The sequence below is a fragment of the Streptomyces sp. Je 1-369 genome (assembly GCF_026810505.1).
Classification (GTDB): domain Bacteria; phylum Actinomycetota; class Actinomycetes; order Streptomycetales; family Streptomycetaceae; genus Streptomyces.
The window spans coordinates 2,810,825-2,835,442 of the sequence record NZ_CP101750.1 but is presented as its reverse complement, the minus strand read 5'-3'; the positions used below and the strand labels follow the sequence as shown (position 1 = coordinate 2,835,442).

Below are 24,618 nucleotides of genomic sequence, written 5' to 3'. Positions count from 1 at the left end.
AGTTTTCGCCGACCCGTACCGCGCGGCTACTCACTGAAGTGACAATTTCTGCGCTTTCAACAGCTGACGTCTCATCACATCGTGCTGGGCTGCAGGGCGGTCGGCGACGCGGCCGGATTCGGACTGTCCGGCTCCGCCCCGTCACCGTGCCGTCCGGGACCGTTCGCCCCGTCGTCCTGGCGCCCTCGCACGACGAGCACGATTCCCGCCACGGCGAGTACCCCGCCCAGCACGCACGCACCGAACGGCAGCGTCTCGCCGACGAGTTCAAGCCGACTGCTGTCGTCGTCCGCGAGCTTCACCTGAGCCTTCTGGGTCGCCGGCGTGAACGCGATCCGGTCGCTGTCGAGCAGTACCGTCGCGTCCTTCTCCGACCCCGGCGCGCGCAGCGTCTTGCGGGGGCCGATCGCGGCGTAGATGATCCGGCCGGTGCGCTGGTCCGCGACGAGCTCGATGCCGTGGTTGGCGTAGTACTCGTCGGCGATGACCTGGCTCTTCCTCGGCTGCCCGACCATCCGCCCCGGCACCTGACGCGTCCCGGTCCTGGTGGGCTTCACCGTCGCCGTGAACCGGTACCCCTCGTACCCCTGGATCTTCTTCGTGCCGCGGTAGGTGAGCGGGACGGTCGCGCCCAGCGTGTTGTCCCACCAGGTGTAGGACCGCTTCTCCACGTCGAAGGGGAACTTCAGGTACGCCTCGCCCTCGAAGTACGGCTCCTCGCCGCAGCAGTGCACCGGCGCGTTCGTCCTCCGGTCGGTGACCCAGCGCTCCAGCGTCCACTGGAGCGAGTCGTGCGGGTCGGCCGCGGGCAGCGACTTGTCCGGATCCACCGACGTCGACACGTCCCAGATCGCCCGCCCGCTGTCCTCGCTGTCGGCCACGTCGCCGCGGACCTGGCGGGTGATGGTGAGGTCCTTGTCGTGGACCGTCTTGATCTTCTCGGTGTCGAAATAGCTTCCCTTGCCTTTGAAGACGGTCGTGATGTCGACATCCACGGGCGTGCGTTTCGCGCGTGGCTCGACGTACCAGGCCAGCATCGGTGCCAGGACCAGAAGAAACGCGCCGAGCCCGAGAAGGATCAGCGACAGAGGAGAGGCGGTGCGGCGCATTCGGCGCATTGGGTCACTCCTGGGCGAGGGCGGAAGAAGTGTTACCGAGCCGTATGGGCCGGGAACCGTAGGCGCACCCTTGACGAAGTGTCAATGGATTGCAGAGACTGAGGACTTGCCGGGCGGGGCCGGCGCGGGCTGTGCGACCAGGACTTCGTGGCCGGAGCTGTGCCACCGGCCGCGGGACTGTGCGACCGGGGTGGGGACGACCTCCGACAGAGAGGCTGACCCTCGCAATGCACCGACTGCTCGCCGCTTCACTCACCGTCGCCGCCGGGGCGCTCCTCGCCGTGGGCGCGGCGCTCGGCATCGTCGCGCTCCTCGGCGCCACGCCGGACCAGCCCAATACGCCGCTCGTGCATTACGAGGCTCCGGCCCAGGGGCAGTGAGCGACCGTGGCCGCGACCCACGCCCAGGCGTCCGACGACCTGACGGCTGACGGCGCCTTCCCGGACGACAACGCGCCGGACGCCGACCGAGCCCGGGACGACCGCGCCCAGGGCGACCGCGCCCCCTTCCGCTCCGCGTGGCGCGACGTACCGCCCCGGCAGGTGCGGGAGTTCGCCGCGCTCGCCCTGGAGGAGGTGCCCGCGCTCGCCCAGGACATCCTGCGCGAGATCCGCGCCGAATACCCCGGCCTGCCCGTCGTCCTCGACGACTCGGGCGAGCCGATGGCGCTCATCGGCATCCGCCGCGCCCTGGAGGGCTTCGTCCAGCAGCTGGCGTCCCAGGAGGGCCGCCCGCGCTACCACCTGGAGGTCTTCCAGGAGTTCGGCCGCGGCGAGGGCCTGCACGGCCGCAGCCTCGACTCGCTCCAGGCCATCTACCGCCTGGGCGTACGACTCGCCTGGCGCCGCCTCGCCGAGATCGGCCAGCAGATCGAGATCCCGCCGCCCGCCATGTACGAGCTCGCCGAGTCGGGTTTCGAGTACCTGGACGGCCTCGTGGACCAGTCCGTGCGCGGCTACGCGGAAGCGGCGGCCCGCGAGGCGGGCGAACGGCTGCGCCTGCAACGCAAGTTGATGGAGCTGCTGCTGTCGGACCGGCGCTCCGACAGCACACCGAACACGTCGTACGGCTCGGGTCATGGCTCAGGCCCCGGCACCGGCGCCGCGGCCCTCGGCAACGGCCTCGGCGAGCGCGCCGCCCGCGTCGGCTGGCAGCTGCCCGAGCGCGTCGCCGTCGGTGTCCTGCTGCGCCCCGCGCGGGAGGCCGTCGCGCCCGCCGTCGGGGAGGGCGTCCTGCTCGACATGGAGGCGGAGCAGCCCCGCATGGTCGTACCCGACCCCGACGCGGCGGGCCGCCCCGAACTCCTGCGCCGCGCCATGACCGGCTGGTCCGGCGCCATCGGCCCGCCCGTGGCCCTCGCCGACGCCGCGAAGTCGCTGCGCTGGGCGGAGGCGGCGGTACGCCTCATGGAACGCGGACTGCTGCCCTCCGGCGAGGTCCTGCACTGCACGGAGCACACCGAGGCGCTGGTGCTGCTCCAGCCCGAGGAGCTGATCGAGGACCTGGCCCGCCGCTGCCTGGCCCCCCTGGAACACTGCGGCCCCGCCCACGGCCGCCGTCTCGCCGAGACCCTCCTCGCCTGGCTGGAGACGCGCGGCGGCGCCCCCGAGGTGGCGGCCCGGCTCGGCGTACACCCTCAGACGGTGCGCTACCGCCTGCGTCAGATAAGGGAGCTCTGGGGCGACGAGGTGGACGACCCGGACCGGCGCTTCGAGCTGGAACTGGTGCTGCGGGCCCGCAGGTTGAGGGGACAATTGGGAAGGGCGTGAGCAGGCCGGTGCCCGGAATGGGCCGGACTGCTCGATTCCGCACACAACTTTCACAGCGGTGGCTTCCGCTGTTACTGGCACGGCACTTAGCCTCCATGCCTCATGGACTACTGCCACCCGTGCCGCAGGCACCTCAACGGCGCCCTCGCCTGCCCGGGGTGCGGAACCCCGGCCGAAGCCTGCCGGGAGTACGCGCAGTCCGTCGCCGCGTCGCAGGAGGAGCCCGACGCCCACGACGACGCGTACGAGGAGTCGTCCCCGCGCACCCGCGGCCGCGGCCGCCGCAAGGAGCGCACTCGCAGGGCGCACCGGCGCAGGCGCCGCAAGATCCTCTTCGTGACCGCGGGCCTCGCACTCGCGGCGGGCGGCCTGAGCCTCGCCGAACTGGGCACGGAGGGGAACTCCGCCGACCGGGCGGCCTCCGCGTCGGACGCCGGGGCGGAGGACCCGTCCTCGTCGGAGTCGCCGGACGCGGACGGGAGTGGTCCCGGCGGTGCGACGGCCGAGGACGCGGCGGCCACGTCGTCCCGTCCGGACGCGGACGAGTCGAAGGACGCCGAGGGACGGGACGGCAAGGGCGAGAAGAAGCGGGACGTACACGACGGAGACGACGGAGACGACGACAAGGGCAAGGACAAGGCCAAGGGCGACGGCAGCGGCGAGGGTGAGCAGGGCGGGGGGAGCGGGACGGGCGAGGGGGACGAGGGCCCCGGCACGCCCACCTCCACCGCGCCCCCGCCGCGGGGCGGCACCCCGGACACCCCCGACCCGACGTCCCCGCCGCCCGCGGACGACCCTAAGCCGACGCGTCCCCCCGAGCCCGAGCCCACGGAGACGTGCGACCGCTTCCTGTGGTGGTGCACGTAAGGCGTAACCCCGTAAGCAGCGGACCAACCGGTCAGATCAGCTCCTCGCCCAGCATCCTCCGCAACAGCCCCCGCAGGACGAGCCGCTCCTCGCGTGACAGTTCCGCCAGCGGCTCGCGAGCGAAGTCCAGGGATTCCCGCAGGCTCCGGGCGACCTCCGCGCCCTCCGCCGTGGGCGCCGCCAGCTTCACCCGGCGGTCGGTCGCGTCGGGGCGCCGCTCGACGAGTCCGCGTGCCTCCAGGCGGTCGACGATGCCGGTGATGTTCGAGGGCTCGCACTTCAGCTTCTGCGCGATGCGGCGCATGGGCATAGGTTCGAGGGAGAGCAGCCCGAGGACGCGTGCCTGCGCCCCGGTCAGCGCGTGCCCGGCGGCCGCCTCCTCGTACTCCTCGTGGTAGCGCGCCACGACCGTGCCGATGAGCTCGACGACTTCGAGCGTCAGCGGGTCGGTGTGAGGTGGGCGGTCGCGAGGTACGCGGTCGCTGGAGCTACTGGTGGCCATGCTCACCAGGCTACCCCTTTACTTGACATCATGAAATATTCAGGAGCATGGTTGTTTTACAACCTCAAGTAATTGGCTCATCGCTGACCCGCAGTAGATCGCTGACCCGCAGTAGGAGGACGCCCCCATGACCGTCACCCCCGAGCAGCAGCTCCCCTCCGTGAGCCGCGAATGGCACCTCGTGCGGCGCCCGTCCGGCTGGCCGGTCCCGGAGGACTTCGCGCTGCGCGAGGTTCCCGTGGAGGCTCCCGCCGAGGGCCGCGTCCTCGTGCGCAACCTGTACTTCTCCGTGGACCCGTACATGCGGGGCCGGATGAACGACGTGAAGTCGTACGTACCGCCGTTCCAGCTCGACCGTCCCATGGAGGGCGGCGCGGTCGGCGAGGTCGTCGCGTCCAACGCCGAGGGCTTCGCCGTGGGCGACCACGTCCTGCACTTCGCGGGATGGCGCGAGTACGCCTCCGTGCCCGCCCAGCACGCCACCAAGGTCGACCCGGAGGCCGCGCCGCTCTCCGCCTACCTCGGCGTGCTCGGCATGACGGGTCTGACCGCGTACGCCGGACTGCTCGAAGTGGCCTCCTTCAAGGAGGGTGACGCCGTCTTCGTCTCCGGCGCGGCCGGTGCGGTCGGCGGCCAGGTCGGCCAGATCGCCAAGCTGAAGGGCGCCTCGCGCGTCGTCGGCTCGGCCGGTTCGGACGACAAGGTGAAGCTCCTGGTCGAGGAGTACGGCTTCGACGCGGCCTTCAACTACAAGGACGACAAGTCCGTCGCCGAGCAGCTCAAGGACGTCGCCCCCGACGGCATCGACGTCTACTTCGACAACGTCGGCGGCGAGCACCTGGAGGCCGCGATCAGCCGCCTCAACGTGCACGGCCGCGTCACCATCTGCGGCATGATCGCGGGCTACAACGACACCGAGCCGACCCCCGCCCCGCGCAACCTCGCCCTGGTCATCGGCAAGCGCCTGCGCCTTCAGGGCATGCTCGTGCAGGACCACGCGGCGCTCCAGCCCGAGTTCGTGCGCGAGGTCGGCGGCTGGATCCGCTCCGGCGAGCTCAAGTACCGCGAGACGGTCGTCGAGGGCGTGGAGAACGGCGTGGAGGCGTTCCTCGGCATGCTCCGCGGCGAGAACACCGGAAAGATGATCGTCTCGCTCGGTTGAACGGACCCGTCGGGTCACTTCCGGTATCCGATAACCTAATTCCACAAACCGTGGTTGTGGGCGCGCACCACGTCATGTCTCAGGAGGAAAGAGCAGTTATGTCCATCCAGAAGATCGACGTCAAGTACACCGCCGTGGCCACCGCGGAGAACGGCCGCGACGGCCGTGTCGCCAGCGACGACGGCAAGCTCGACGTCGTCGTGAACCCGCCGAAGGAGATGGGCGGCAGCGGCGCCGGCACCAACCCGGAGCAGCTCTTCGCCGCCGGCTACAGCGCCTGCTTCCAGGGTGCCCTCGGCGTCGTCGCCCGCAAGGAGAACGCCGACATCTCCGGCTCGACCGTGACCGCCAAGGTCGGCATCGGCCAGAACGAGGCCGGCGGCTTCGGCCTGGAGGTCGCGATCACCGCCTCCATCCCGAACGTGGACGCGGCCACCGCGCAGTCGCTGGTCGAGAAGGCGCACCAGGTGTGCCCGTACTCGAACGCCACGCGCGGCAACATCAAGGTCGAGGTCTCGGCCGCCTGACCGCGGGCCGTACGGACGTACGCATGTGAGGGCCGCACCCCGTTCAGGGTGCGGCCCTCACGCGTGCGCGGCGGCTCAGCCCGCCCCGAGCGCCGCCTCGTGGACGGCCCTGACCAGCCGCTCGTTCTCCACGGCCGGGCCGCCGGGGTAGGCGAACCGCCGCCGCGTATAGCCGTAGGCGAGCCCGCTGCGCGGATCGGCGAACGCCTGCGAGCCGCCCGCGCCGCTGTGCCCGATCGTGCCCGCGCCCAGGAACGGGTACACGTACACGGACGTCGCCTGGAAGCCGACCGCGAACGCCTTGACGGTGCCCGACACGAGGTCGTGCCCGACGGACTGGACCTGCCCGAACCCGGTGACGGTGTCCGCCGTGAGCAGCGCCTCCCGGCCGCCGATGCCGGTGACCGCCGCCGCGTACATCCCGGCGAGCCCTCGCGCGGACGCCACTCCGCCGATCGACGCTGGCCCTTCGGCGCGTACGAGCCGGGAGTTGGGCAGCGCCTCCAGGTCGGTGGGCTCGGGGATGTGGCGGTTGAAGGCGATGGAGCCGAGGCTCTGCGGCTGCGGCGGCGCCGCGGCGAGCAGGGCCGCCTGCTCGGGCGTGGGCGCCATCGGCTGCACGGAACGGAACCGCCCCTCCTGCTCCTCGGGCAGCCCGAGGAAGAAGTCGAGCCCGAACGGGGCGCGCACCCGCTCCTCGTACACCTCCCGCAAGGTCCGCCCGGTGGCGCGGAACACCACCTCTCCGGCGAGGGCCCCGATGGCGAAGGCGTGGTAGCCGAAGGCGGCCCCCGGGCGCCAGAAGGGGCGCTGGGAGGCCAGACGCGCGGCGACGGCCCGGTCGTCCGCGAGCTCCTCGGACGAGAAACCGGAGTCGGAGCCCGCGACGCCCGCCCGGTGCGCGAGCAGCTCCCGCAGCGTCACCGCGCCCTTGCCCTCGGCGGCGAACTCCGGCCAGTACGCGGCGACCGCGCGGTCCAGGTCGAGCACCCCGTCCTGCACGAGCAGGGCCACGACGAGATGGGCGGCGCCCTTGCTGGAGGAGTAGACGCCGTAGAGGCTCTCGGCGGTGACGTCCGGGCCCACCCACAGATCGACGACCCGGCGCCCCCGTACGTAGGCGGCGAGCTGACCCTCGTACTCGGGCAGCTCGTTCGCGAGTACGTCGGTGAACTCCTCCCGCACCGCCTCGTACCCGTCGGCGACCGTTCCCTGTACGCGGATCTCACGGGTCATGGCGGCGGAACCTCCGGGTGCGCGGCGGTGTGACAGTGACGTGATCAACAGCCGCGCCCCCACCACACATTCCCGCTACCGGCCGACGCTGAGCAGCGCTCGCCCGACCTGTGGGAACGCCCCCTTCGGGTGGTCGCGGAAGAGCGGCTCGGTGCCGAAGAGCACCACGTCCGCGCCGCCCGCCGACCCGCTGACGACCGAGGCCCGGCCCGCCGCGTCCGCGGGCCCGCCGGAGCCGTCCTCCATGGCCCGCCAGTGCCCGGAGACGAGAGGGCTGCCGCCGCCGTACTTCTGCTCGGCGCGCACCCCGGGGCCGAGGTCGGTGAACCACGACGGCGCGTAGACGAAGCTGTGGCCGGGCGCTCCGCCCGTGACCGTGCCGCCCGCGTTCACCACGCGGACCACGCCGTTGGCGTCGCCGTTGCCCTGGACCGCCTCGACGGCGAGCAGCCCGGCGTCGGCGTTGAGCGCGGCGCCCGCTCTGCCCCGCCCGACCAGACCGCCGCCCCCGGCGAGGAACCGGTCGAGCCCGGCCCTGGCCGCCGCGTTCAGCTTGCTCCGGTCGAGCCCGGCCGATACGAAGAGCGCGTCCGCCGTCCTCCAGTCGAAGCCTGAGTTGAGCACGGCGGTCGACACGGGCTCCACGTCGAAGTTCATCTCCCGCAGCGCGAACAGCTCACCCGGCGTGACGGCCGCGGCGACCCGCGTCCGGTGCAGGGCCGCACCGCCCTTCGCCTTCGTGGCGTCGAAGGCGACGTCGTACTTCTTCGCTGCGACGGCCGCGGCACGGCGCGCGGACGACGGCACGACGACGCTCCCGTCACGGTCACGCCGTATGGAAACACCTTGGCCCAGAAGGGAGTTGAGAGCCGCGATCTCCCGCGGGTCGTCGAGGCGAAGACGCAGGTTCCCGTGCGGCGCCACGTACCCGACGCGGGACGCGGCACGCACCGTACGACCGTGCACGCCACCCAGGCCCCCGCGCTCCACGGAGTCCACACTGGCGCCCCACAGGCGTCCGAGGCTCCACCCCGAGATGTCGTACATCGTCGACACCTTGTCGCTGATGTCCCGCCCGTCGGCGAGCATCACATGGGCCAGGCCCCGCTTCGGCTGGTGCATGTCGACGACGTACGAGCCCTTCGGGTACGTCCGCCCGCCGAGCCGGAAGCCGTGGCCCGCCCGCTCCACGCGCACGTCGTTGGCGACCAGGTGGTCCACGAGCCGCGCTGCGGCCGCGGCCGACCGCTGACGACCACCGCTCGCCGGGATCACGTACGCGCGCGGGAACTCGGTCGTGTACACGTCCTCGGGGCCGATCCCCGGCACCCCCGGCACGGTCTCCTCCGACACCGGCACCTGCTCGGCGCCGGTCGCGCCCCGTCGGAAGACCTCGATCTGGTCGGCGATCACGGAGGTGCGGTGGCGGTCGGTGTAGTCGAGGGTGGCGCGCATCGCGGCGCCCGCGATGTCCACGTTGATGGCGGCCCTGCGGCGCAGCTCGGCGGCCGGCTGCGACTCGTACTCCCCGTTGTTCACCTGCATCGGGAACTCGATGGTGTGCGCCGCGACCGCGCCGTGGAACGGCATGTACTGCGGCGTGAAGATCGGCGGCCAGTCGTCCCAGCCCTCCTGCTGGTCACGGAAGGGGATGACGGGCGGCCGCACGCCGTCCTTCTCCTCGGTGTAGCCGAGGTCCTTGATGGCGGCCTCCATGCCGAGGGCGTTGGCGTAGGAGTTCTTCAGGAAGAGGTCGTACTCGTAGTTCTCGCCGTGCGGGGGAGTGGTCGGCTCGATCAGCGTGCCGTTGACGTACCCGTGCAGGTCGATCATGACCGCGGGCTGTTTGTCGATGGCGATCCGCCGCACCGCGCGGGCCTCGGGCTGCGAGGCGGTGATGAAGTCGCGGTTCAGGTCGAAGCCGTTGGCGTTGGCGCGGGTGCCCGCGATGCGGCCGTCGGGGTTGGTGGTGATGTTGAAGTAGAGCCGGTTGCGCGCGAGCAGGTCCCGGCTGCCCCTGTCCTTCGCCTTCGCGAGCCTCTCGATGAGCTGGAGGGCCGCGTCGGTGCCCTCCCACTCGTTGCCGTGGATGTTGTTGTTGACGAAGACGGGCGTCTTGTACGAGGACTTGATCGCCCCGTCCTTAGCGGCTCGCGCGGGGTCGCTCTCGATCCGCTCCCGCATCCGCGTCTGCCGGGCCGTCTCGCGCGCGGACTCGGGTGCGGTGACGGTCACGAGGTAGAGCTGGTGGCCGCCCGTGGAACGGCCCGCGACCTCCACGCTGACGCGGTCGCCGATGCGTTGCAGGGCGTTCAGCTTCGGGGCTATGCCGTGGTACGGCGTCAGCCCCAGTTTTATCGACTTGTCGGCAGGGTTGGCCGGGGGGAGGTCGAGCTTCCGCTCGCGCGGATACCCGCGGCCGTTGTCGCCGCTGCCCCCCGGTGCGGGGGACGGCGCATCCCCGAGGGCGCGTTCGGCGGCGGCCTCCGGGGACGTGGCGGCCCGGTCGGCGCCGAGCGGCGCCTCCTCGCGGGTGACCGGGCGGGGCGTCGGGTCGGCGGTCGCGCTGCCCGGCGCGAGCGCGGTGAGGACCAGCGCGCCGACCGCGCCGACCGCGACGGTCACGGTGAGCGGAACGGGTCTGAACGGACGGGATATACCCATACGTGCCATACGTACCTCCGGAAGATCGGTACGCGAGGGTCTACCGGTTCAACTCCCCATCAACAAGAGGGCGTTCAAGGGAGCGATCACGGGAGCGATCAAGGGAGTGTTCAAGGGGGCCGTGTTTCCTACCCGTGACAGTCCCGGCACGTGACCCCGCACAAACCCCCGTCGACCTGCGGCTAAGGTGTGCCGCATGCGCGATCTGGGTGTGGGCTTCGGCTACTTGATGAAGGGGCAGCGCTGGGTCGCCCAGCACGGCAAGCAGTACGGATGGGGGCTGCTGCCCGGCCTCATCACGCTCGTCCTCTACGCGGCGGCGCTCGTCTCGCTCGCCCTGTGGGGCGGCGACCTCGTCGGCTGGGCCACGCCGTTCGCCGACGACTGGTCCTCGCCCTGGCAGGGCGTCTTCCGCGGTTTTCTGACGGCTCTCCTCTTCGCCCTCGCGCTGCTGCTGTCCGTCCTCACCTTCACCGCGGTGACGCTGCTCATCGGTGAGCCGTTCTACGAGTCGCTGTCCGAGCAGGTCGACATCTCCGAGGGCGGCCACGCCCCCGAGTCGGGCCTGCCGCTCTGGCGCGACCTGTGGATCTCCGCGCGGGACAGCCTGCGCATCGTGGTGCGCGCGCTGATCTGGGGCGTACTGCTCTTCGCCCTCGGCTTCATCCCCGTCGTCGGCCAGACGGTCGTCCCGGTGATCGGCTTCTGCGTGACCGGCTTCTTCCTGGTCGAGGAGCTCACGGCGGTGGCGTTGCAGCGCCGGGGCGTGGAACTGCGGGACCGGCTCGCCATGCTGCGCTCCCGCAAGACGCTCGCCTGGGGCTTCGGGACCCCGCTCGCCGTCGCCTTCCTGGTGCCGTTCGTCGCGGTGTTCCTGATGCCGGGCGCGGTCGCGGGGGCGACGCTGATGGCGCGGGATCTGATGGGGGAGAACGACGAACGTACCGGGAACGGCGACGGCGACGGCGCACGTGCCGCGGTGGCCGGTGCTTAGGGCCGCACTTCTCGGGACACGTCCGAGGACGATGCCGCGGCGACGCGGAGGATCCCCCGCACCTGGGCGATGATGTCGAGCCGGTTCCGCACGAACTCGGGATCGGTGACGTCGCCCGTCGCCGGGTCGGTGTTGTCCGCGCCGAACTGGAGCACCGGCGTGTGGACGTGGCCGCCGGGCAGCCGGTCGTGCAGGCCGAGCCGGTCGCGCAGCAGGGTCGCACGGTAGGCGATCTCGTTGGAGAGGTAGTCCCCGCCGCCGCCCGCACGGGCCGTCGACCCCTCGGTGGGCCCGTCGGGCCGGACCACGGGCTCGCCGCCGCCCGCGGGTATCTCGGTCACCGACGTGTTGTCGTACACCGGGAAGCGCCCGGTCCTCGCGGCGGCGATCTCCTTGTACGGGAGGGTCGTCGACGTCCACTGGGGCTGCGAGGCGGGATCGCCCACCGGCACGGTGCCGGTCCGCGACAGGTTCTCGTTGTCGCCGAAGCCGCCGCGCCAGGCGCCGTTGGTCCGCTCGATGTCGAACTTGCCGACGCGGCCCTGGCTGATGGTGGTGAAGAGGTCGACGCGTGGCAGGTACGGGCGCAGTGCCCGCTCGACGGCGCCGTCGGCGAAGTCGTCCCACCGGACGGGGAAGACGACCGCTTCGACGCGCGCGGGCCCGTCGGCGGTCCGGATGGTGGTGCCGTCGAGGGCGAGGGCGGCGGCGCCGGACGGATTGCTGATGCGGACGTCGCGGTCGAGGGTGAAGGGATCGAAGCCGGTGACGAGGATGCGCTTGACGTGCCCGTGCCCGTGCCCGCGTTCGCCGGGGCGGTGGTCGACGGAGTCCTGCCCGCGGGACGACCGCTCAAGGGCCCCCATGAGCCGTTCCCGCCGCTCCGGGGAGAGGGCGAAACGATCCGGCTCCCACTGCCGCAGCTCACGCGTCATCCCGAGCCGGGCCCAGTACAGCGGCCGATCGTCGTCCTTGCTGATGCCGCTGATGCCGTTGGTGTCGCTGATGTCGGCCTGCTGCTTGCCCTGGGCACGGTCGACGGCCCGCTGCCACAGGGACCGGCCTTCGCGTACGACGAGGCGCCGCGCGTGGTCGTAGGAGCGGGCCTTCTTCAGGGCCGCGGTGAACTCCGGCGCCACGGAGTCGAATCCACTGCGCCGCAGAATCTCCTGCGGGGCGGCACGGTCGAGCCGGGCTTCCTCGACGGTGGGGGCGGTGGCGGCGGGCGTGGCGGTGCGTCCGGTGTCGGCGGCTGACGCGGACGCCGGGACACCGGCCCCGGCCAGCAGGGCGGCGACGCCGAGGGCGCCGAGGGCGCCAAGTCGTGAGAGCACGCGAGTCCTTCCGTGACGGGTGAGGTGGCGGAAGTATCGCGGGGCGGGAGGGGTGAGCGCTACGGCGCGTTGCGCAGGCCGCGGGTGCGGGCCGCGGCCGCGAGCAGCGCACAGCCGACGGCTCCGACGACGAGATCCACCCAGGCGGGCGCGCCCGCCTCCCGCAGCACGGCGGAGACGCCGAACGAGGTGTCCCACCCGGCCTCGGTGATCGCGGAGCCGAACCCCTGCACGAGCAGGATGACCCCGAAGAGGGCGAGGAGCCCGGCGAAGGACTTCTTGGTCTGAGTGGTCATGTGCAGGTACCCGTTCCGTACGTTCTGATGCGGACGCATCAGATGATGCACGGGTCTCCGATATGATGCAACCGCATCGGAAAGGAAGGGTGCTCCCCGCATGCCCAAGCAGGTCGACTACGAGGACCGCCGCAGCCGTATCGCCGAGGCGGTCTGCCACCTGATCGCCCGCTCCGGCATGGAGTCCGTCAGCCTGCGGGACGTGGCGGCCGAGGCCGGGGTGTCGATGGGGGCGGTGCAGCGCTGCTTCCGCACGAAGGACGAGATGCTGCTGTTCGCCCTGGAGGGCATCTCGGACCGGATCGGGGAGCGGGCGCGCTCCCGCATCGAGGCGTCGGGCACGCCGGAGTCGGCACTGACACTGCTGGACCGGACCTTGGCGGCGCTGGCGCTGCTGGAGCCGGAGGACAGGACGGAGGCACAGGTCTGGGGGGCGTTCGTCGCGCAGGCGGCGGTCAGCGACGACCTGGCGACGGTACTCCGCGACACGTACGCGAAGCTCCACGAACTCCTGGTCTGGCTGCTCGACTACGGCGGCTCGACGGGGGAGCTGCGCCCGGGGCTGGACGCGCAGGCGGAGGCGAGGGTGCTGCTGGCCCTGACGGAGGGCCTGACGTCCCTGGTCCTGGTGGGCCACCAGTCGCCGGAGGGGGCGCGGGGGTTGCTGAGGGGTTATGCGGAGGGCCTGCGCGCGTAAACCGGTTACGCCCCGCTTCCGTGAGGCTCCCGCTCATGAGCGGGAGCCTGATCGCGGGCCTGCTGACCGGCTACGGCATCGCCATGCCCGTGGGCGGCGCCTCACTCACGGACGTGATCGAAACGGAGCAGCTCCTCGCGGGCGGAGGCGCACTCCTGGGCCGGGTCCTGACGAGCCGCAAAGGCCGCGTGGCCACCGCGCTGACGTCGAGCGCGCTGATCACAGGCCTCGCGGCCCACCTGCTGGTGAGCACCTGTCGCCCCCCGTGAGCCGCCCGATCACGCACCGCGCCGTACCGGCCATCACCGGGTTCGTCTCCCGGTAGTACGAGAGTTCGGTGAGGGCGATGGTGAGGGCCCAGCCACGCCCGCGCTCCCACGCGGAGTCGTCGACGGCCGGGCCGAGAGCGGCACGGAAGACCGGACGGGCTTCGTCATCCATCAGGTACCACGCGGCGATCAGGTCGACGGCGGGATCGGCCGTACCCATGCACTCGAAGTCGATGACGGCACCGAGCCGTCCCTCGTGGACCAGTACGTTCCCCGGCTGCAGATCCCCGTGCACCCAGACACCGGGACCCTGCCACGGGGTGGCGCGCAGCGCGGCGTCCCACACCTCCGTGACGGTGTCGGCGTCGACGACGCCGCGCAGCCCCGAGATGACCTCGCGGGTGGCGGCGTCGCGCGACGCCAAAGGATCGCTGCGGTAGGCGGCGGGGGCGCCGGTCGCGTCGACCGCACGCAGGGAGGTGATGAACTCCGCCACGTCCTTGGCGAACAACTCCGGTTCGGCGAGCGGCCGCCCCGCGACCGGCGTCTCGCCGTCGAGCCAACGGAATACGGACCACGGGTACGGATAGCCCTCGCCCGGCCCGCCCGTGGCGAGCGGCGCCGGGACGGGAACGGGGAGCGCGTCCGCCAGTGCGCGCAGCCACCGGTGTTCCCGCTCGACGTCCTCGGCGGAGCCGGGCAGCCGCGGCAACCGCACCACCATGTCCGCCCCGAGCCGGAACATGGCGTTGGACGTCCCCGCGGAGCCGACGCGCTCCACGGAAAGCCCGCCCCACGCCGGAAACTGCTCCTCGACCAGCCGACGCACCAGCGCCTCGTCGATGCCGACTTCGTCGGCGTGCATCTTCCCCGTATCCACAACTCTCCCTCGTCGGACGCCCGGAGGGGCCCGCCTTCCACTCCACGCTCCCGCCCTTCCCGCCCGACTGTCCGGGCGAGGGCCACCTGCACGTCCGCGTGGACGAGCCGCGGATTCGGGCGTGCAGATGCATGTCATGACGGCCGTCGTCATGCAGGGCCGCACTGCGCTGGGTCCCATCGAGAAGGTAACCGGACTTGGTGATCGCCGGGACAGCTCCTAGCACCCACCCGTGGCGTAGCCAGAAGCCCCGGCCCCAGCCCCAGTCCTAGTCCCAGCCCCAGCCCCCCGCGCCGCCCCCCGCAGCGCCCCCAGGAACGGCCCCACCGCAGGCGCCGGTACCCGCCCCCGCGCCGTCGCCGCGTACACCGCGCGCGCAGGTACATCCTCGTCCCGTACCGGTACCAGCGCGATGTCCGGCCGGACGCCCTCCGCCGCCAGCGCGGGGACGAGGGCCACGCCGAGGCCCGCCGCCACGTACCCCTGCTTCGCCGTCCACTCCGCGACGACGTGCGCGACGCGCGGCCGGAAGCCGAGGTGGAGGGCCGGGTCGAGCAGGGAGCCCTCTACGCGCGGGCTGCCGGAGATCCAGTCCTCCCCGGCGAGGGTGTGCAGCGGCAGCTCGGGCTCGCCCGCCAGCGCGTGTCCCGCGGGCAGCGCGACGTACAGCTTCTCGTCGAGCAGATGGTGCAATTCGTACGCCGCCTTCTCGATGCTCCCGCGCGCGCCGTTGCCGACGTCCCCGCCGGGACCGGCCAGCGCCCCGCCCGTCGTCGACACCACCGCCACGTCGAGCTCGCCCTCCACGAGGCGGGCGAGAAGCGCGGGTGTCAGGCCCTCCTCGCGGGTGAGCGTCACACCGGGGTGCCGGGTACGGAACCCGGCGATCGCCCTCGGCACGAGCCCCGCGTCCGCCGTCGCGAACGCCCCGACCCGCAGCAGCCCACCCGCCGCGTCCCGCAGCGCGGTCAACTCCCGTGCCATGACCCGCAGTCGGGACATGACCTCCTCCGCGTGCGGCAGCAGCGCCCTGCCCTGCGCCGTCGGCCGTACCCCGCGCGGCCGCCGGTCGAAGAGCGGCGCCCCGCCGAGCGCCGCCTCCAGCGCGGCGATCTGCCGCGACACGGCGGACTGCGTCCAGCCCAGCTCCCGCGCCGCCACCGTGAACGACCCGTGCCGGGCCACGTCCAGGAAGGTCCGGAGCCAGACGGTCGACAGGTCGGGCGGCGCGGCCCCCGCACTGAGGGAGGAGGAGGGCTGTACGGCATGCGGGTTCGGCATGGCTCGCATGCTAGACATTCGCTTGTCGCATCCCGTGGCCGGGCCTAGCGTCGGGCCCATGGAAAAGATCGCATTCCTCGGTCTGGGACACATGGGTGTGCCGATGGCCCGTCAACTAATCGCCGCCAAGCATCCGTTGGTAGTCTGGAACCGGACCCCGGCGAAAGCCGACGGCTCGCCGCCGAGGGTGCCACTGTTGCCCCCGGCCCCGCCGACGCCGTCCGCGACGCCGACGTCGTCATCACCATGCTCGCCGGTCCCGACGCCGTACGCGAAGTCGCCGACGCCATCGTTCCGGCGCTGCGCCCCGGCGCGTACTGGGTGGAGATGTCGACCGTCGGACCGGACACCGTGAAGGAGCTGGCGGGGCGCGTGCCGGACGGTGTCACCCTCGTCGACGCCCCCGTCATGGGCAGCACGGACAAGGCCGCCGCGGGGCGGCTCGGCATTCTGGCGGGCGGTGACGCGAGCGGCGTCGAGCACGTACTCACCCACTTCGGGCCGGTCACCCGTACCGGCCCCCTCGGCTCGGGCGCCGCGCTCAAGCTCGTCGTCAACACCGCCGTCATCGGCGGCGTCGCCCTGGTCGCCGAGGCGATGAAGCTCGCCGACGCGCTCGGCCTGGACGAGGGCACCGCCAGGGACGCCCTCGCCGCGGGCCCGCTCGGCGGCGCCGTCGCCCGCGCCTTCGCGACCGACGTGCACTTCGGCAGCGACCTCGCCGTCAAGGATGTCTCCCTCGCGACGCGCACCACCCGACTCCCCGCCATGGAAGCCGTGTTGCGGCACTTCCAGGCAGCCGCCGCCGACCCCGACGTCGTCCACGAGGACGTCGCCCGTGCCGTCACCCACATCCGCGCCCACACCCGCCGCGACAACTGAGGAGTACCGGACAGACATGCAGATATCCATCGGCAACCCCGCCGACGCCCCGCAGCCCTTCGGGCCCTACTCGCAGGTCGCCCGCGTCGAACACGCCGACGGAGGCGTCCTGTTGTACGTCTCCGGGCAGTGCGCGGAAGGGGACGACATGGCCGCCCAGTCCCGCGGCGTCTTCGAGGCCCTGAAGCGGCTGCTCGCCGCGCACGGCGCGGGGCTCGACGACATCATCAACATCCGTACGTACCTCACGGACATGGACGGCTTCGCCGACTACGCCGCCGTACGCAAGGAGTTCCTCACCGCGACCCCGCCCACCAGCACCACCGTCGCCGTCTCACGTCTCGTCCCGCCGCGGGCGCTGGTCGAGGTCGAGGTCGTCGCCGCCCTCCCCGGCACCGGGGGAGCCCGCACCAGTACCCAGTAGCCGCAGGAAGTCCGTGAACGCCCCCGGCATGTCCACCGCGTCGGGGGCGAGCAGCCACTGGTACTGCAACCCGTCCATCACCGCCACCATCAGCGGCGCCGCCGCCTCCGGACTGAGGCCGCCCGGCAGCCTGTCGCCGTACTCGGCGCGCAGCACCGCCGCGAAGTTTTCGCGTACCGCCCCGTACCGGGTGGTGAAGAACCCGCGGGCCGGATGCCCGTCCGTGACGCTCTCACCGAGCAGCGCGGAGAACGTCTGCACGATGCCGGGGCGCATCGCGTTGTACTCCACCAGCGACCCGAGCAGGTCCAGGCGCCACTCGCCGCGCGGCACCGCGTCCCACTGGTCGCGTGCCTCCAGGACGGCGACCAGCAGCGCCTCCTTCGTGGGGAAGTGGTGCAGCAGGCCCTGCTGCGTGAGCCCGACGCGCTCGGCGACCGCCCCCAGGCTCGCGCCCCGGTAGCCGCGCTCGGCGATCACCTCGAACGCCGCGCGCAGGATCTCCGCGCGCCGCTCCTCGCTCCTGGCCCTGGCCGCCATGGCCCGCACCCCTTCCGTGCTACGTCGCCGCTCGGAGGACCGTACGACAGACAGCGGCGAACGGAGGCCTCAAAGTAACAGCAAGATAACAAAACCTACCTCTCTACAGGTACCAGGTGCACGATGGAGGTACGAGTACGGGACGGACGGAACAAGACCGAGGCGCCGAACGAGGAGGCACCGCCATGGCGGAGACCGGGCCCACCGAGCAGGGACACGAGCGCGACCAGGACCAGGCACGCGAGACAGTTGTGGAGGCCGCGCTCCGCGAGCTCGGCCTCGACGCCAAGGCCCGCCTCCTCGGCGGCCGCACCATGTGGGCCCTGCACGCCCTGCCCGAGGTCGGCCTCCGGTCCCTCGTGATGTCCGACGGCCCGATCGGCGTGCGCGGCACCCGCTGGACCGCCGACGACCCGTCCATCGCGCTGCCCTCCCCGACGGCCCTCGCCGCCACCTGGGACCAGGACCTGGCCCGCCGCGCCGGGGCGCTCCTCGCGCAGGAGGCCCGCCGCAAAGGTGTGCACGTACTCCTCTCCCCGACCGTCAACCTCCACCGCTCCCCGCTCGGCGGCCGGCACTTCGAGGCGTACAGCGAGGACCCGTACCTGACCGGCGTCATCGGCACCGGCTACGTGCGCGGCGTGCAGTCCGGCGGTGTCGGTACGACCGTCAAGCACTTCGTCGCCAACGACGCCGAGACCGACCGCTTCACCGTCGACAACAAGGTGCCCCCGCGCGCCCTGCGCGAGCTGTACCTGGCGCCCTTCGAGGCCATCGTCGCGGGCGCCCACCCGTGGGGCATCATGACCGCGTACAACCAGGTCAACGGCGTGACCATGACCGAGCACCGGCACCTCGTCGAGGACGTGCTGCGCGGCGAGTGGGGCTTCGACGGCTGCAACGTCTCCGACTGGATGGCCGTCCGCTCCACCACCGGCGGCATCGAGGGCGGCCTCGACGTCGCCATGCCGGGCCCGAAGACCGTCTACGGAGAGCCGCTCGCCGCCGCCGTCCGCGCGGGCGAGGTCGCCGAGGAGACCGTCGACGCCGCCGTCCGCAACGTCCTGCGCCTCGCCGCCCGCGTCGGCATCCTCGAAGGCGCCGAACCGGTCGTCGCCCCGGCGGACCTCCCCGCCGAGGTCGACGGCGAGGCCCTGGCCCGCGAGATCGCCCGCCGCGCCTTCGTCCTCGTACGCAACGAGAACCGCGCCCTCCCGCTGAGCCCCGACGGCAGCGGCGCGAACGCGGGCACCGTCGCCCTCATCGGCGCCGCCGCCCGCGACGCCCGCATCCTCGGCGGCGGCTCCGCCACCGTCTTCCCCGCCCACGTCGTCTCCCCGCTCGACGGCCTGACCGCCGCCCTGCCCGACGGCGCGCTCACCTACGCCGTCGGCGCCGACCCCAGCGACGAACTCGCCGCCGCGGAGCAGGGATTCACGCTCCGCGCGATCTGCCGCGATGCCACCGGCGCCGTCCTCGGCGAGGGCAGCCTCCCCTCCGGCCACGTCCAGTGGATCGGCGACGACCTGCCCGAAGGCGTCACCCACGAGACCCTCGCGGGCATCGACGTCGTCGGCACCTTCACCCCGCGCGAGAGCGGTGAGCACGTCTTCGGCACGAGCGGCCTCGGCGCCTTCACGCTCACCGTCGGCGGCGAGACCCTGTACGACGGCGTCCAGGAGATGGGCCCGGCCTCCGACCCCTTCGAGGCGTTCTTCGGCTCGCCCGTCGAGCGCGGGAGGGTGCGGCTCACCGCGGGCGAACCCGTCGAGATCTCCCTGCGCCACCCGCTCGGCAAGCAGCCCGCGGCGCCGCTGCCCGGCGTCGTGTTCTCCCTCGTCCACCTCGGCCCGCGCCGCGACCCCGACGAACTGATCGCCGAGGCCGTAGAGGCCGCGCGCGCCGCCGACACCGCCGTCGTGGTCGTCGGCACCACCGAACGCGTCGAGTCCGAGGGCTTCGACCGCCGCGACCTGAAGCTGCCGGGACGCCAGGACGACCTGGTCCGCGCGGTGGCCGCCGCCAATCGCAAGACCGTGGTCGTCGTCAACTCCGGCTCCCCGGTGGAGCTGCCGTGGCGCGATGACGTCGCGGCCGTCCTGCTCGGCTGGTTCCCCGGCCAGGAGGGTGGCGCCGCCCTCGCCGACGTCCTGCTCGGCGCCGAGGAGCCCGGCGGCCGCCTCCCCACCACCTGGGGCGACCTGACCGCCGCCCCCGTCACCGGAGTAACCCCCGACGGCGGCGAACTCGACTACACCGAAGGCGTGTTCATCGGCTACCGCGCCTGGGAGAAGGCGGGCGCCACCCCCTCCTACGCCTTCGGGCACGGCCTCGGCTACACCGACTGGACGTATGAATCACTCACCGTCGAAGGCACGACCGTCACCGTCCGCGTCCGCAACACCGGCGACCGCGCGGGCCGCGAAGTCGTCCAGGTCTATCTGGCTCCCACCACGGGAGACCCGGACCGCCCGGCCCGCCGGCTCGCCGGGTTCGCGGGCGCCGAGGCGGCGCCGGGGGAGCGTGCCGAAGTGACCGTGGAAATCCCGCGCCGCGCCTTCGAGACCTGGGACGAGGACGCCAACTCCTGGGCGTACCAAAGTGGTTCGTACGAAGTGCAGGCAGGTCGCTCCGTGGCCGACCTCCGGCTGGACGAGACACTCATCGCCTGAGGGGGACGCCCCGCGTCACCACGAGAAGCCGTACACCGTCTCCGACCGGTACACCCCGCCCGGCCGCAGCTCCGTCGCGGGAAACTCCGGCCGGTTCGGGGAGTCCGGGAAGTGCTGGGTCTCCAGCGCGATCCCGGCGCCCGGCGCGAACGGCAGGTCCGGCGCGAAGTGGTCCGCCGTGTAGAGCTGCAGCCCCGGCTCCGTCGTCGCGACGGTCAGTGTCCGGCCGGAGACGGGGTCGCGCAGCTCGGCCACCTCGACCGGCTCCGCGGTGACGCCCTTGTCCAGGACGTAGTTGTGGTCGAAGCCCGGCCCGGCCTCACGCGCCGTGCGGAAGTCGCACCGCGTCCCCGCCACGTCCGCGTACTCCCCGGTGGGCACACCGTCGCCGTCGACCGGGGTGTAGCGGGAGGCGGCGATCCGCACGTCGTGCCCGAGCGCGGTCCCGGCCCGCGCGCCCGCGAGGTTCCAGTACGTGTGGTTGGTGAGGTTCACGACGGTCGGCGCGTCGGTCGTCGCCTCGTAGGCGATGCGTAGCGCACCCGACTCGTCCAGCGTGTACGTCACCGAGACCGCGAGCCGTCCCGGATAGCCCTCCTCGCCGTCGGGGGAGACCCGCGAGAGCCGCACCCCGTGACCGTCGCCCGCGGGCTCCGCGTCCCACACGTGCTTGTCGAAGCCGCGCTCGCCGCCGTGCAGCCCGTTGGGCCCGTTGTTCCGCGCGAGCCGGTACGCACGCCCGTCGAGGGAGAAGGAGCCGCCCGCGATCCGGTTCGCGTACCGCCCCACCAGCGCCCCGAAGTACGGCCCCGGGTGCGCCAGATACCCCGCGAGCTCGTCGAACCCCAGCGCCACCGACGCCACCTGTCCCGCCCGGTCGGGCACGTGCGCCGACTGCACGATGCCGCCGTAGGTCAGGACGCGTATCCGAACCCCGGCCCTCTCCAATGTCCAGCGGTGGACGGGGCTGCCGTCGGGAAGCGTCCCGAAGAGTTCACTACGCATGATCGAGACCCTACGCGGACGCCGCCGCCAGTACCCGCGCCGGAAAGACCTACGCCACGGGCTTCCTCGACGTCACCTGCCGGTACGCGATCTCCGCGAGCCGCGCCTGGCCGTTCTTGCTCGGGTGGAACCAGTCCCAGTGGCTCAACTGGTCGCCGTCGAAGCGGTAGTCGAAGACCGCCCCGCCGTCGTAACGGCAGCGGCGGTCCTTGTCGCAGACGTCCTCCAGGACCTCGTTGTACGCGACCACGCGGTCCTGCACCGACGCGCGCCGCTGCGTCGCCGTGGCGTTCAGGTCGTCCGGGTCGGCCAGCATGGAGGCGCAGATGCCCAGCTTCCACACCTGCTTGCCCAGCGGGTTCGTCCGCCCCTGGGACCAGAGCCGCTTGAGGTCGGGCACGGACGCCACGTACACCTGCGCCTTCGGCAGCTCGCGGCGCAGCGTGCGCATCGCCCGCTCGAAGTCGGCGCGGAACTCGCCGACCGGCGTCATCGAGGCGGCCGTCGGACGGCACGCGTCATTGGCGCCCGTCATCACCGTCACCAGCTCCGGACGGTCCGCCGCGGCCTCCTCGACCTGCCCGGTCAGGTGCTCCATCCGGGCGCCGGTCTTCGCGTGGTTCCAACTGTGCGACGCGGCCCGGCCCTTCCCGAGCAGCCGCGTCGCCAGGCTGTCGACCTCGGTGTCCGTGCCGGTCGCCCAGGACGCCTCGGGGCAGTCGGAGAGCACCGAGCAGGCGTCGAAGCCGCGCGTGATGGAGTCGCCGACGGCGGCCAGCGAGCGGGGCGAGGTGTCCCACGCGGGGGTGGGTTTCGGCGACGGCTTGCGAGGGGCGGACGAGCCGCCCGGCGCACCCGAGTTCCCGCCCTGCGCGTCGCACGCGGTCAGCGCCCCGCCGCAGAGCAGGGCCGCCGTCGCGAGGGCGACGACGGCGCGCGACCGGCGCCTGCGGTTCCGCATCCCCTGCTCCCCTCAGTCGTTCAACGTGACGTCGTGCGCGTGGCCGGGGTTGCGCCCCGCCGGGTGAAAGGTCGGAGTTTCCTGGCCTCCGGACCGACGGTACGTCACACTCCTTGCGCCGCCGCACGGTAGCCTCGGCCCATAGCCGCCGGGCCCCTGCTGTCACGGCAGCGACAGGGCGGGTGAGCCACCCGGTGGCGCATCGCTCTAGTGGTTCCGCTAAATTACATCACGTCACATCTGTCCCCTTTTCCCAGGTTTATCTAGTATTTGGGGAAAACAGCTCGGCACGGGCGCGAGGCCGCTGGGGAAGGCGAACCTCGACCCACACTGGAGGTCCCGGTGACGACACGTGGAGTTCTGTACGTGCACTCCGCTCCGCGCGCGCTGTGCCCACACGTCGAGTGGGCCGTCGCGGGCGTGCTCGGCGCGCGCGTGAGCCTCGACTGGATCAGGCAGCCCGCGGCGCCGGGCACCTGGAGATCCGAATTCTCCTGGCGGGGCTCGGTGGGCACCGCCTCCAAGCTCGCCTCCGCCCTGCGCGGCTGGGATCTGCTGCGCTTCGAGGTCACGGCGGAGCCCTGCGCCGGCGCCGAGGGCGAGCGGTACAGCGCCACGCCCGAGCTCGGCATCTACCACGCCGTCACCGGAATGCACGGTGACATCCTCATCCCCGAGGACCGGCTCCGCGCCGCGCTGGCCCGCTCACAGCGCGGCGAGAGCGACCTGGAGGCGGAACTCGCCAAGCTCCTCGGCAAGCCCTGGGACGACGAACTCGAACCGTTCAGGTACGCGGGCGAGGGCGCGCCCGTGCGGTGGCTCCACCAGGTGGTCTGAGAAGACGTCCGACACGCGCGAAGGGGCCCCACCGAGCGGTGGGGCCCCTTCGCGTACGTGCTGCGGGTGACTCAGACGGTACGGAACGCCAGGACGACGTTGTGGCCGCCGAAGCCGAACGAGTCGTTCAGCGCCGCGATCCTGCCCTCGGGCAGCGCGCGGGCCTCGTCACGGATGACGTCCGCGTCGACCTCGGGGTCGAGGTTCTCGATGTTGATCGTCGGCGGGGCCATCCGATGCTTCAGCGCGAGGACCGTGGCCACGGTCTCCACGCCGCCCGCGCCACCGAGCAGGTGACCCGTCATCGACTTGGTGCTGGCGATCGCCATGTGGTCCACGTCGTCGCCGAACGCCTTGCGCAGCGCCTTGATCTCCGCGACGTCACCCTGCGGCGTCGAGGTCGCGTGCGCGTTCACGTGCACGATCTCGGCGGGCTTGAGGTCCGTCGTGTCGATCAGGTTCTGCAGCGCCGCGGCGATGCCGTTGCCGGACGGCTCGGGCTGCGTGATGTGGTGCGCGTCGGCCGAGATGCCCTGGCCGACGGCCTCCGCGTAGATCTTCGCGCCGCGGGCCTTGGCGTGCTCCTCGGACTCGAGGACGATCACGCCCGCGCCCTCGCCCAGCACGAAGCCGTTGCGGTCCGCGTCGTAGGGACGCGAGGCGCCCTGCGGGTCGTCGTTGTTCTTCGACATCGCCATCATGTTGCCGAACGCGACGATCGGCAGCGGGTGGATCGCCGCCTCCGTGCCGCCCGCGACGACGACGTCGGCGCGGCCGGTGCGGATCATCTCGATCGCGTAGCCGATGGCCTCCGCGCCCGAGGCGCAGGCCGACACCGGGGTGTGGACGCCCGACCGGGCGCCCAGCTCGATGCCGACGTTGGCCGCCGGGGAGTTGGGCATCAGCATCGGCACGGTGTGCGGGGAGACGCGGCGTACGCCCTTCTCCTTCAGCACGTCGTACTGGTCCAGAAGCGTGGTCACGCCGCCGATGCCGGAGGCGATGACCGCGCCGAGACGGTGCGGGTCCACGGACGTGTCCTCGCCCGCCTTGGCGGTGAATCCGGCGTCCGCCCAGGCCTCCTTGGCCGCGATCAGCGCGAACTGCGCCGACCGGTCCAGCTTGCGGGCCTGCGGGCGGGGGATGACCTCGCCCGGCTCCACGGCGATCTGACCGGCGATGCGGACGGGCAGCTCGGCTGCCCAGTCCTGCTCCAGCGCGCTGACGCCGGAGCGGCCCGCGAGCAGGCCCTCCCACGTCGACGCTGCGTCGCCACCCAGCGGTGTGGTTGCGCCGATACCGGTGACGACCACGGTGCGATTGGTCGAGTTCACAGGAAAATTCTCCACGGTGTTGAGGGGATCAGCGGCGCCACCGCCGGGTGGCGACAGAGCACGGGGCAGGTCAGCCCTGGTGCTCGAGGATGTACTTGGTCGCGTCGCCGACCGTCTTGAGGTTCTTGACGTCGTCGTCCGGGATCTTCACGTCGAAGCGCTCTTCGGCGGCGACGACGACCTCGACCATGGACAGCGAGTCGACGTCCAGGTCGTCGGTGAAGGACTTGCCCAGCTCGACGTCCTCGACCGGGATGCCGGCGATCTCGTTGACGATCTCCGCGAGACCGTCAACGATCTCCTTCTCAGTGGCGGCCATGTTGGCGCTCCTTCTTGTGTATCCAGAGGGTGGGGCACCCGCCGCGGC

General features: G+C 72.2%; 24 protein-coding genes and 2 pseudogenes. 12 read left to right on the top strand and 14 right to left on the bottom strand.

Annotated features, from left to right (window positions below):
* Positions 1-74: 74 nt before the first annotated feature.
* Positions 75-1,109: a DUF3068 domain-containing protein gene (locus NOO62_RS12975; protein ID WP_268775599.1), complete on the bottom strand. Its 1,035-nt coding sequence runs from the start codon at positions 1,107-1,109 to the stop codon at positions 75-77.
* A 236-nt stretch (positions 1,110-1,345) separates the two neighbouring features.
* Here NOO62_RS12975 and NOO62_RS12970 point away from each other — a divergent pair, with 236 nt between their 5' ends.
* The 3 genes from NOO62_RS12970 (at position 1,346) to NOO62_RS12960 (ending at position 3,754) form a co-directional block, all read left to right on the top strand.
* Entirely contained in the window at positions 1,346-1,498 is a 153-nt protein-coding gene (locus NOO62_RS12970) for a hypothetical protein (RefSeq protein WP_190537612.1), read from the top strand.
* A 162-nt stretch (positions 1,499-1,660) separates the two neighbouring features.
* Entirely contained in the window at positions 1,661-2,887 is a 1,227-nt protein-coding gene (locus NOO62_RS12965) for a helix-turn-helix domain-containing protein (protein ID WP_268775598.1), read from the top strand.
* Between the two features lie 102 nt (positions 2,888-2,989).
* Positions 2,990-3,754 carry a hypothetical protein gene (locus NOO62_RS12960; RefSeq protein ID WP_268771041.1) on the top strand — a complete coding sequence of 255 codons (765 nt, stop codon included), beginning with the start codon at positions 2,990-2,992 and terminating at the stop codon, positions 3,752-3,754.
* A gap of 31 nt (positions 3,755-3,785) precedes the next feature.
* Here the strand turns inward: NOO62_RS12960 and NOO62_RS12955 are convergent, their stop codons facing one another.
* Complete coding sequence (locus NOO62_RS12955) at positions 3,786-4,256, bottom strand: MarR family winged helix-turn-helix transcriptional regulator (RefSeq protein WP_268771040.1); 471 nt, start codon at positions 4,254-4,256, stop codon at positions 3,786-3,788.
* 127 nt (positions 4,257-4,383) lie between these two features.
* Here NOO62_RS12955 and NOO62_RS12950 point away from each other — a divergent pair, with 127 nt between their 5' ends.
* Together NOO62_RS12950 and NOO62_RS12945 are read left to right on the top strand one after the other, a co-directional pair.
* Positions 4,384-5,418, top strand: coding sequence for an NADP-dependent oxidoreductase (locus tag NOO62_RS12950; RefSeq protein ID WP_268771039.1), 1,035 nt, complete (start codon positions 4,384-4,386; stop codon positions 5,416-5,418).
* A gap of 98 nt (positions 5,419-5,516) precedes the next feature.
* Positions 5,517-5,945, top strand: a complete 429-nt coding sequence (locus tag NOO62_RS12945; protein ID WP_098242314.1) for an organic hydroperoxide resistance protein — start codon at positions 5,517-5,519, stop codon at positions 5,943-5,945.
* Positions 5,946-6,020: 75 nt separating this feature from the next.
* Here the strand turns inward: NOO62_RS12945 and NOO62_RS12940 are convergent, their stop codons facing one another.
* Together NOO62_RS12940 and NOO62_RS12935 are read right to left on the bottom strand one after the other, a co-directional pair.
* Positions 6,021-7,181 carry a serine hydrolase domain-containing protein gene (locus tag NOO62_RS12940; protein WP_268771038.1) on the bottom strand — a complete coding sequence of 387 codons (1,161 nt, stop codon included), beginning with the start codon at positions 7,179-7,181 and terminating at the stop codon, positions 6,021-6,023.
* 75 nt (positions 7,182-7,256) lie between these two features.
* A complete protein-coding gene (locus tag NOO62_RS12935) occupies positions 7,257-9,845 on the bottom strand; it encodes a M14 family zinc carboxypeptidase (RefSeq protein ID WP_268775597.1) in 2,589 nt (862 codons plus the stop codon).
* Positions 9,846-10,041: 196 nt separating this feature from the next.
* Between NOO62_RS12935 and NOO62_RS12930 the strand changes: the two genes are divergently transcribed.
* A complete protein-coding gene (locus NOO62_RS12930) occupies positions 10,042-10,839 on the top strand; it encodes an EI24 domain-containing protein (RefSeq protein WP_268771037.1) in 798 nt (265 codons plus the stop codon).
* Here the strand turns inward: NOO62_RS12930 and NOO62_RS12925 are convergent.
* Positions 10,836-12,173 (bottom strand): pyroglutamyl peptidase, encoded by a 1,338-nt coding sequence (locus tag NOO62_RS12925; protein WP_268771036.1) that lies wholly within the window; start codon positions 12,171-12,173, stop codon positions 10,836-10,838. The two genes, NOO62_RS12930 and NOO62_RS12925, sit on opposite strands and share 4 nt — an antisense overlap.
* A gap of 59 nt (positions 12,174-12,232) precedes the next feature.
* A complete protein-coding gene (locus NOO62_RS12920) occupies positions 12,233-12,469 on the bottom strand; it encodes a hypothetical protein (protein WP_268771035.1) in 237 nt (78 codons plus the stop codon).
* 100 nt (positions 12,470-12,569) lie between these two features.
* Here NOO62_RS12920 and NOO62_RS12915 point away from each other — a divergent pair, with 100 nt between their 5' ends.
* Together NOO62_RS12915 and NOO62_RS12910 are read left to right on the top strand one after the other, a co-directional pair.
* A complete protein-coding gene (locus NOO62_RS12915) occupies positions 12,570-13,166 on the top strand; it encodes a TetR/AcrR family transcriptional regulator (RefSeq protein ID WP_268771034.1) in 597 nt (198 codons plus the stop codon).
* Between the two features lie 35 nt (positions 13,167-13,201).
* Positions 13,202-13,435, top strand: coding sequence for a hypothetical protein (locus tag NOO62_RS12910; RefSeq protein WP_268771033.1), 234 nt, complete (start codon positions 13,202-13,204; stop codon positions 13,433-13,435).
* Here NOO62_RS12910 and NOO62_RS12905 read toward each other — a convergent pair.
* The 3 genes and pseudogenes from NOO62_RS12905 to NOO62_RS12895 all read right to left on the bottom strand — a co-directional run bounded on the left by NOO62_RS12905 (position 13,386) and on the right by NOO62_RS12895 (position 15,605).
* Complete coding sequence (locus NOO62_RS12905) at positions 13,386-14,300, bottom strand: aminoglycoside phosphotransferase family protein (protein WP_268771032.1); 915 nt, start codon at positions 14,298-14,300, stop codon at positions 13,386-13,388. The two genes, NOO62_RS12910 and NOO62_RS12905, sit on opposite strands and share 50 nt — an antisense overlap.
* Positions 14,301-14,421: 121 nt before the next feature.
* Positions 14,422-14,514 (bottom strand): annotated as a pseudogene (locus NOO62_RS12900) (GNAT family N-acetyltransferase); the annotation flags it as partial.
* A gap of 20 nt (positions 14,515-14,534) precedes the next feature.
* Positions 14,535-15,605 (bottom strand): LysR family transcriptional regulator, encoded by a 1,071-nt coding sequence (locus tag NOO62_RS12895; RefSeq protein WP_414930984.1) that lies wholly within the window; start codon positions 15,603-15,605, stop codon positions 14,535-14,537.
* Here NOO62_RS12895 and NOO62_RS12890 point away from each other — a divergent pair.
* Positions 15,595-16,478, top strand: a pseudogene (locus tag NOO62_RS12890) (NAD(P)-dependent oxidoreductase). The gene NOO62_RS12895 and the pseudogene NOO62_RS12890 overlap by 11 nt on opposite strands.
* Before the next feature lie 16 nt (positions 16,479-16,494).
* The gene (locus tag NOO62_RS12885) at positions 16,495-16,902 is read left to right on the top strand and encodes a RidA family protein (RefSeq protein ID WP_268771030.1); all 408 of its coding nucleotides are present in this window, start codon (positions 16,495-16,497) and stop codon (positions 16,900-16,902) included.
* On the opposite strand, the gene NOO62_RS12880 is transcribed toward NOO62_RS12885, so the two are convergent.
* Complete coding sequence (locus tag NOO62_RS12880; RefSeq protein WP_268771029.1) at positions 16,813-17,442, bottom strand: TetR/AcrR family transcriptional regulator; 630 nt, start codon at positions 17,440-17,442, stop codon at positions 16,813-16,815. The genes NOO62_RS12885 and NOO62_RS12880 overlap by 90 nt on opposite strands.
* A 185-nt stretch (positions 17,443-17,627) precedes the next feature.
* Here NOO62_RS12880 and NOO62_RS12875 point away from each other — a divergent pair, with 185 nt between their 5' ends.
* Entirely contained in the window at positions 17,628-20,114 is a 2,487-nt protein-coding gene (locus NOO62_RS12875; protein WP_268771028.1) for a glycoside hydrolase family 3 protein, read from the top strand.
* Positions 20,115-20,129: 15 nt separating this feature from the next.
* Here the strand turns inward: NOO62_RS12875 and NOO62_RS12870 are convergent, their stop codons facing one another.
* Together NOO62_RS12870 and NOO62_RS12865 are read right to left on the bottom strand one after the other, a co-directional pair.
* A complete protein-coding gene (locus tag NOO62_RS12870) occupies positions 20,130-21,119 on the bottom strand; it encodes an aldose epimerase family protein (protein ID WP_268771027.1) in 990 nt (329 codons plus the stop codon).
* A 49-nt stretch (positions 21,120-21,168) separates the two neighbouring features.
* Entirely contained in the window at positions 21,169-22,080 is a 912-nt protein-coding gene (locus tag NOO62_RS12865; RefSeq protein WP_268771026.1) for an SGNH/GDSL hydrolase family protein, read from the bottom strand.
* A gap of 342 nt (positions 22,081-22,422) precedes the next feature.
* Between NOO62_RS12865 and NOO62_RS12860 the strand changes: the two genes are divergently transcribed.
* Positions 22,423-22,917 (top strand): DUF3145 domain-containing protein, encoded by a 495-nt coding sequence (locus tag NOO62_RS12860; RefSeq protein WP_268771025.1) that lies wholly within the window; start codon positions 22,423-22,425, stop codon positions 22,915-22,917.
* 71 nt (positions 22,918-22,988) lie between these two features.
* Here NOO62_RS12860 and fabF read toward each other — a convergent pair whose 3' ends face one another.
* Both fabF and NOO62_RS12850 read right to left on the bottom strand, forming a co-directional pair.
* Entirely contained in the window at positions 22,989-24,251 is a 1,263-nt protein-coding gene (gene fabF, locus NOO62_RS12855) for a beta-ketoacyl-ACP synthase II (protein ID WP_268771024.1), read from the bottom strand.
* 70 nt (positions 24,252-24,321) lie between these two features.
* Positions 24,322-24,570: an acyl carrier protein gene (locus NOO62_RS12850; RefSeq protein WP_268771023.1), complete on the bottom strand. Its 249-nt coding sequence runs from the start codon at positions 24,568-24,570 to the stop codon at positions 24,322-24,324.
* Between the last annotated feature and the right edge of the window lie 48 nt (positions 24,571-24,618).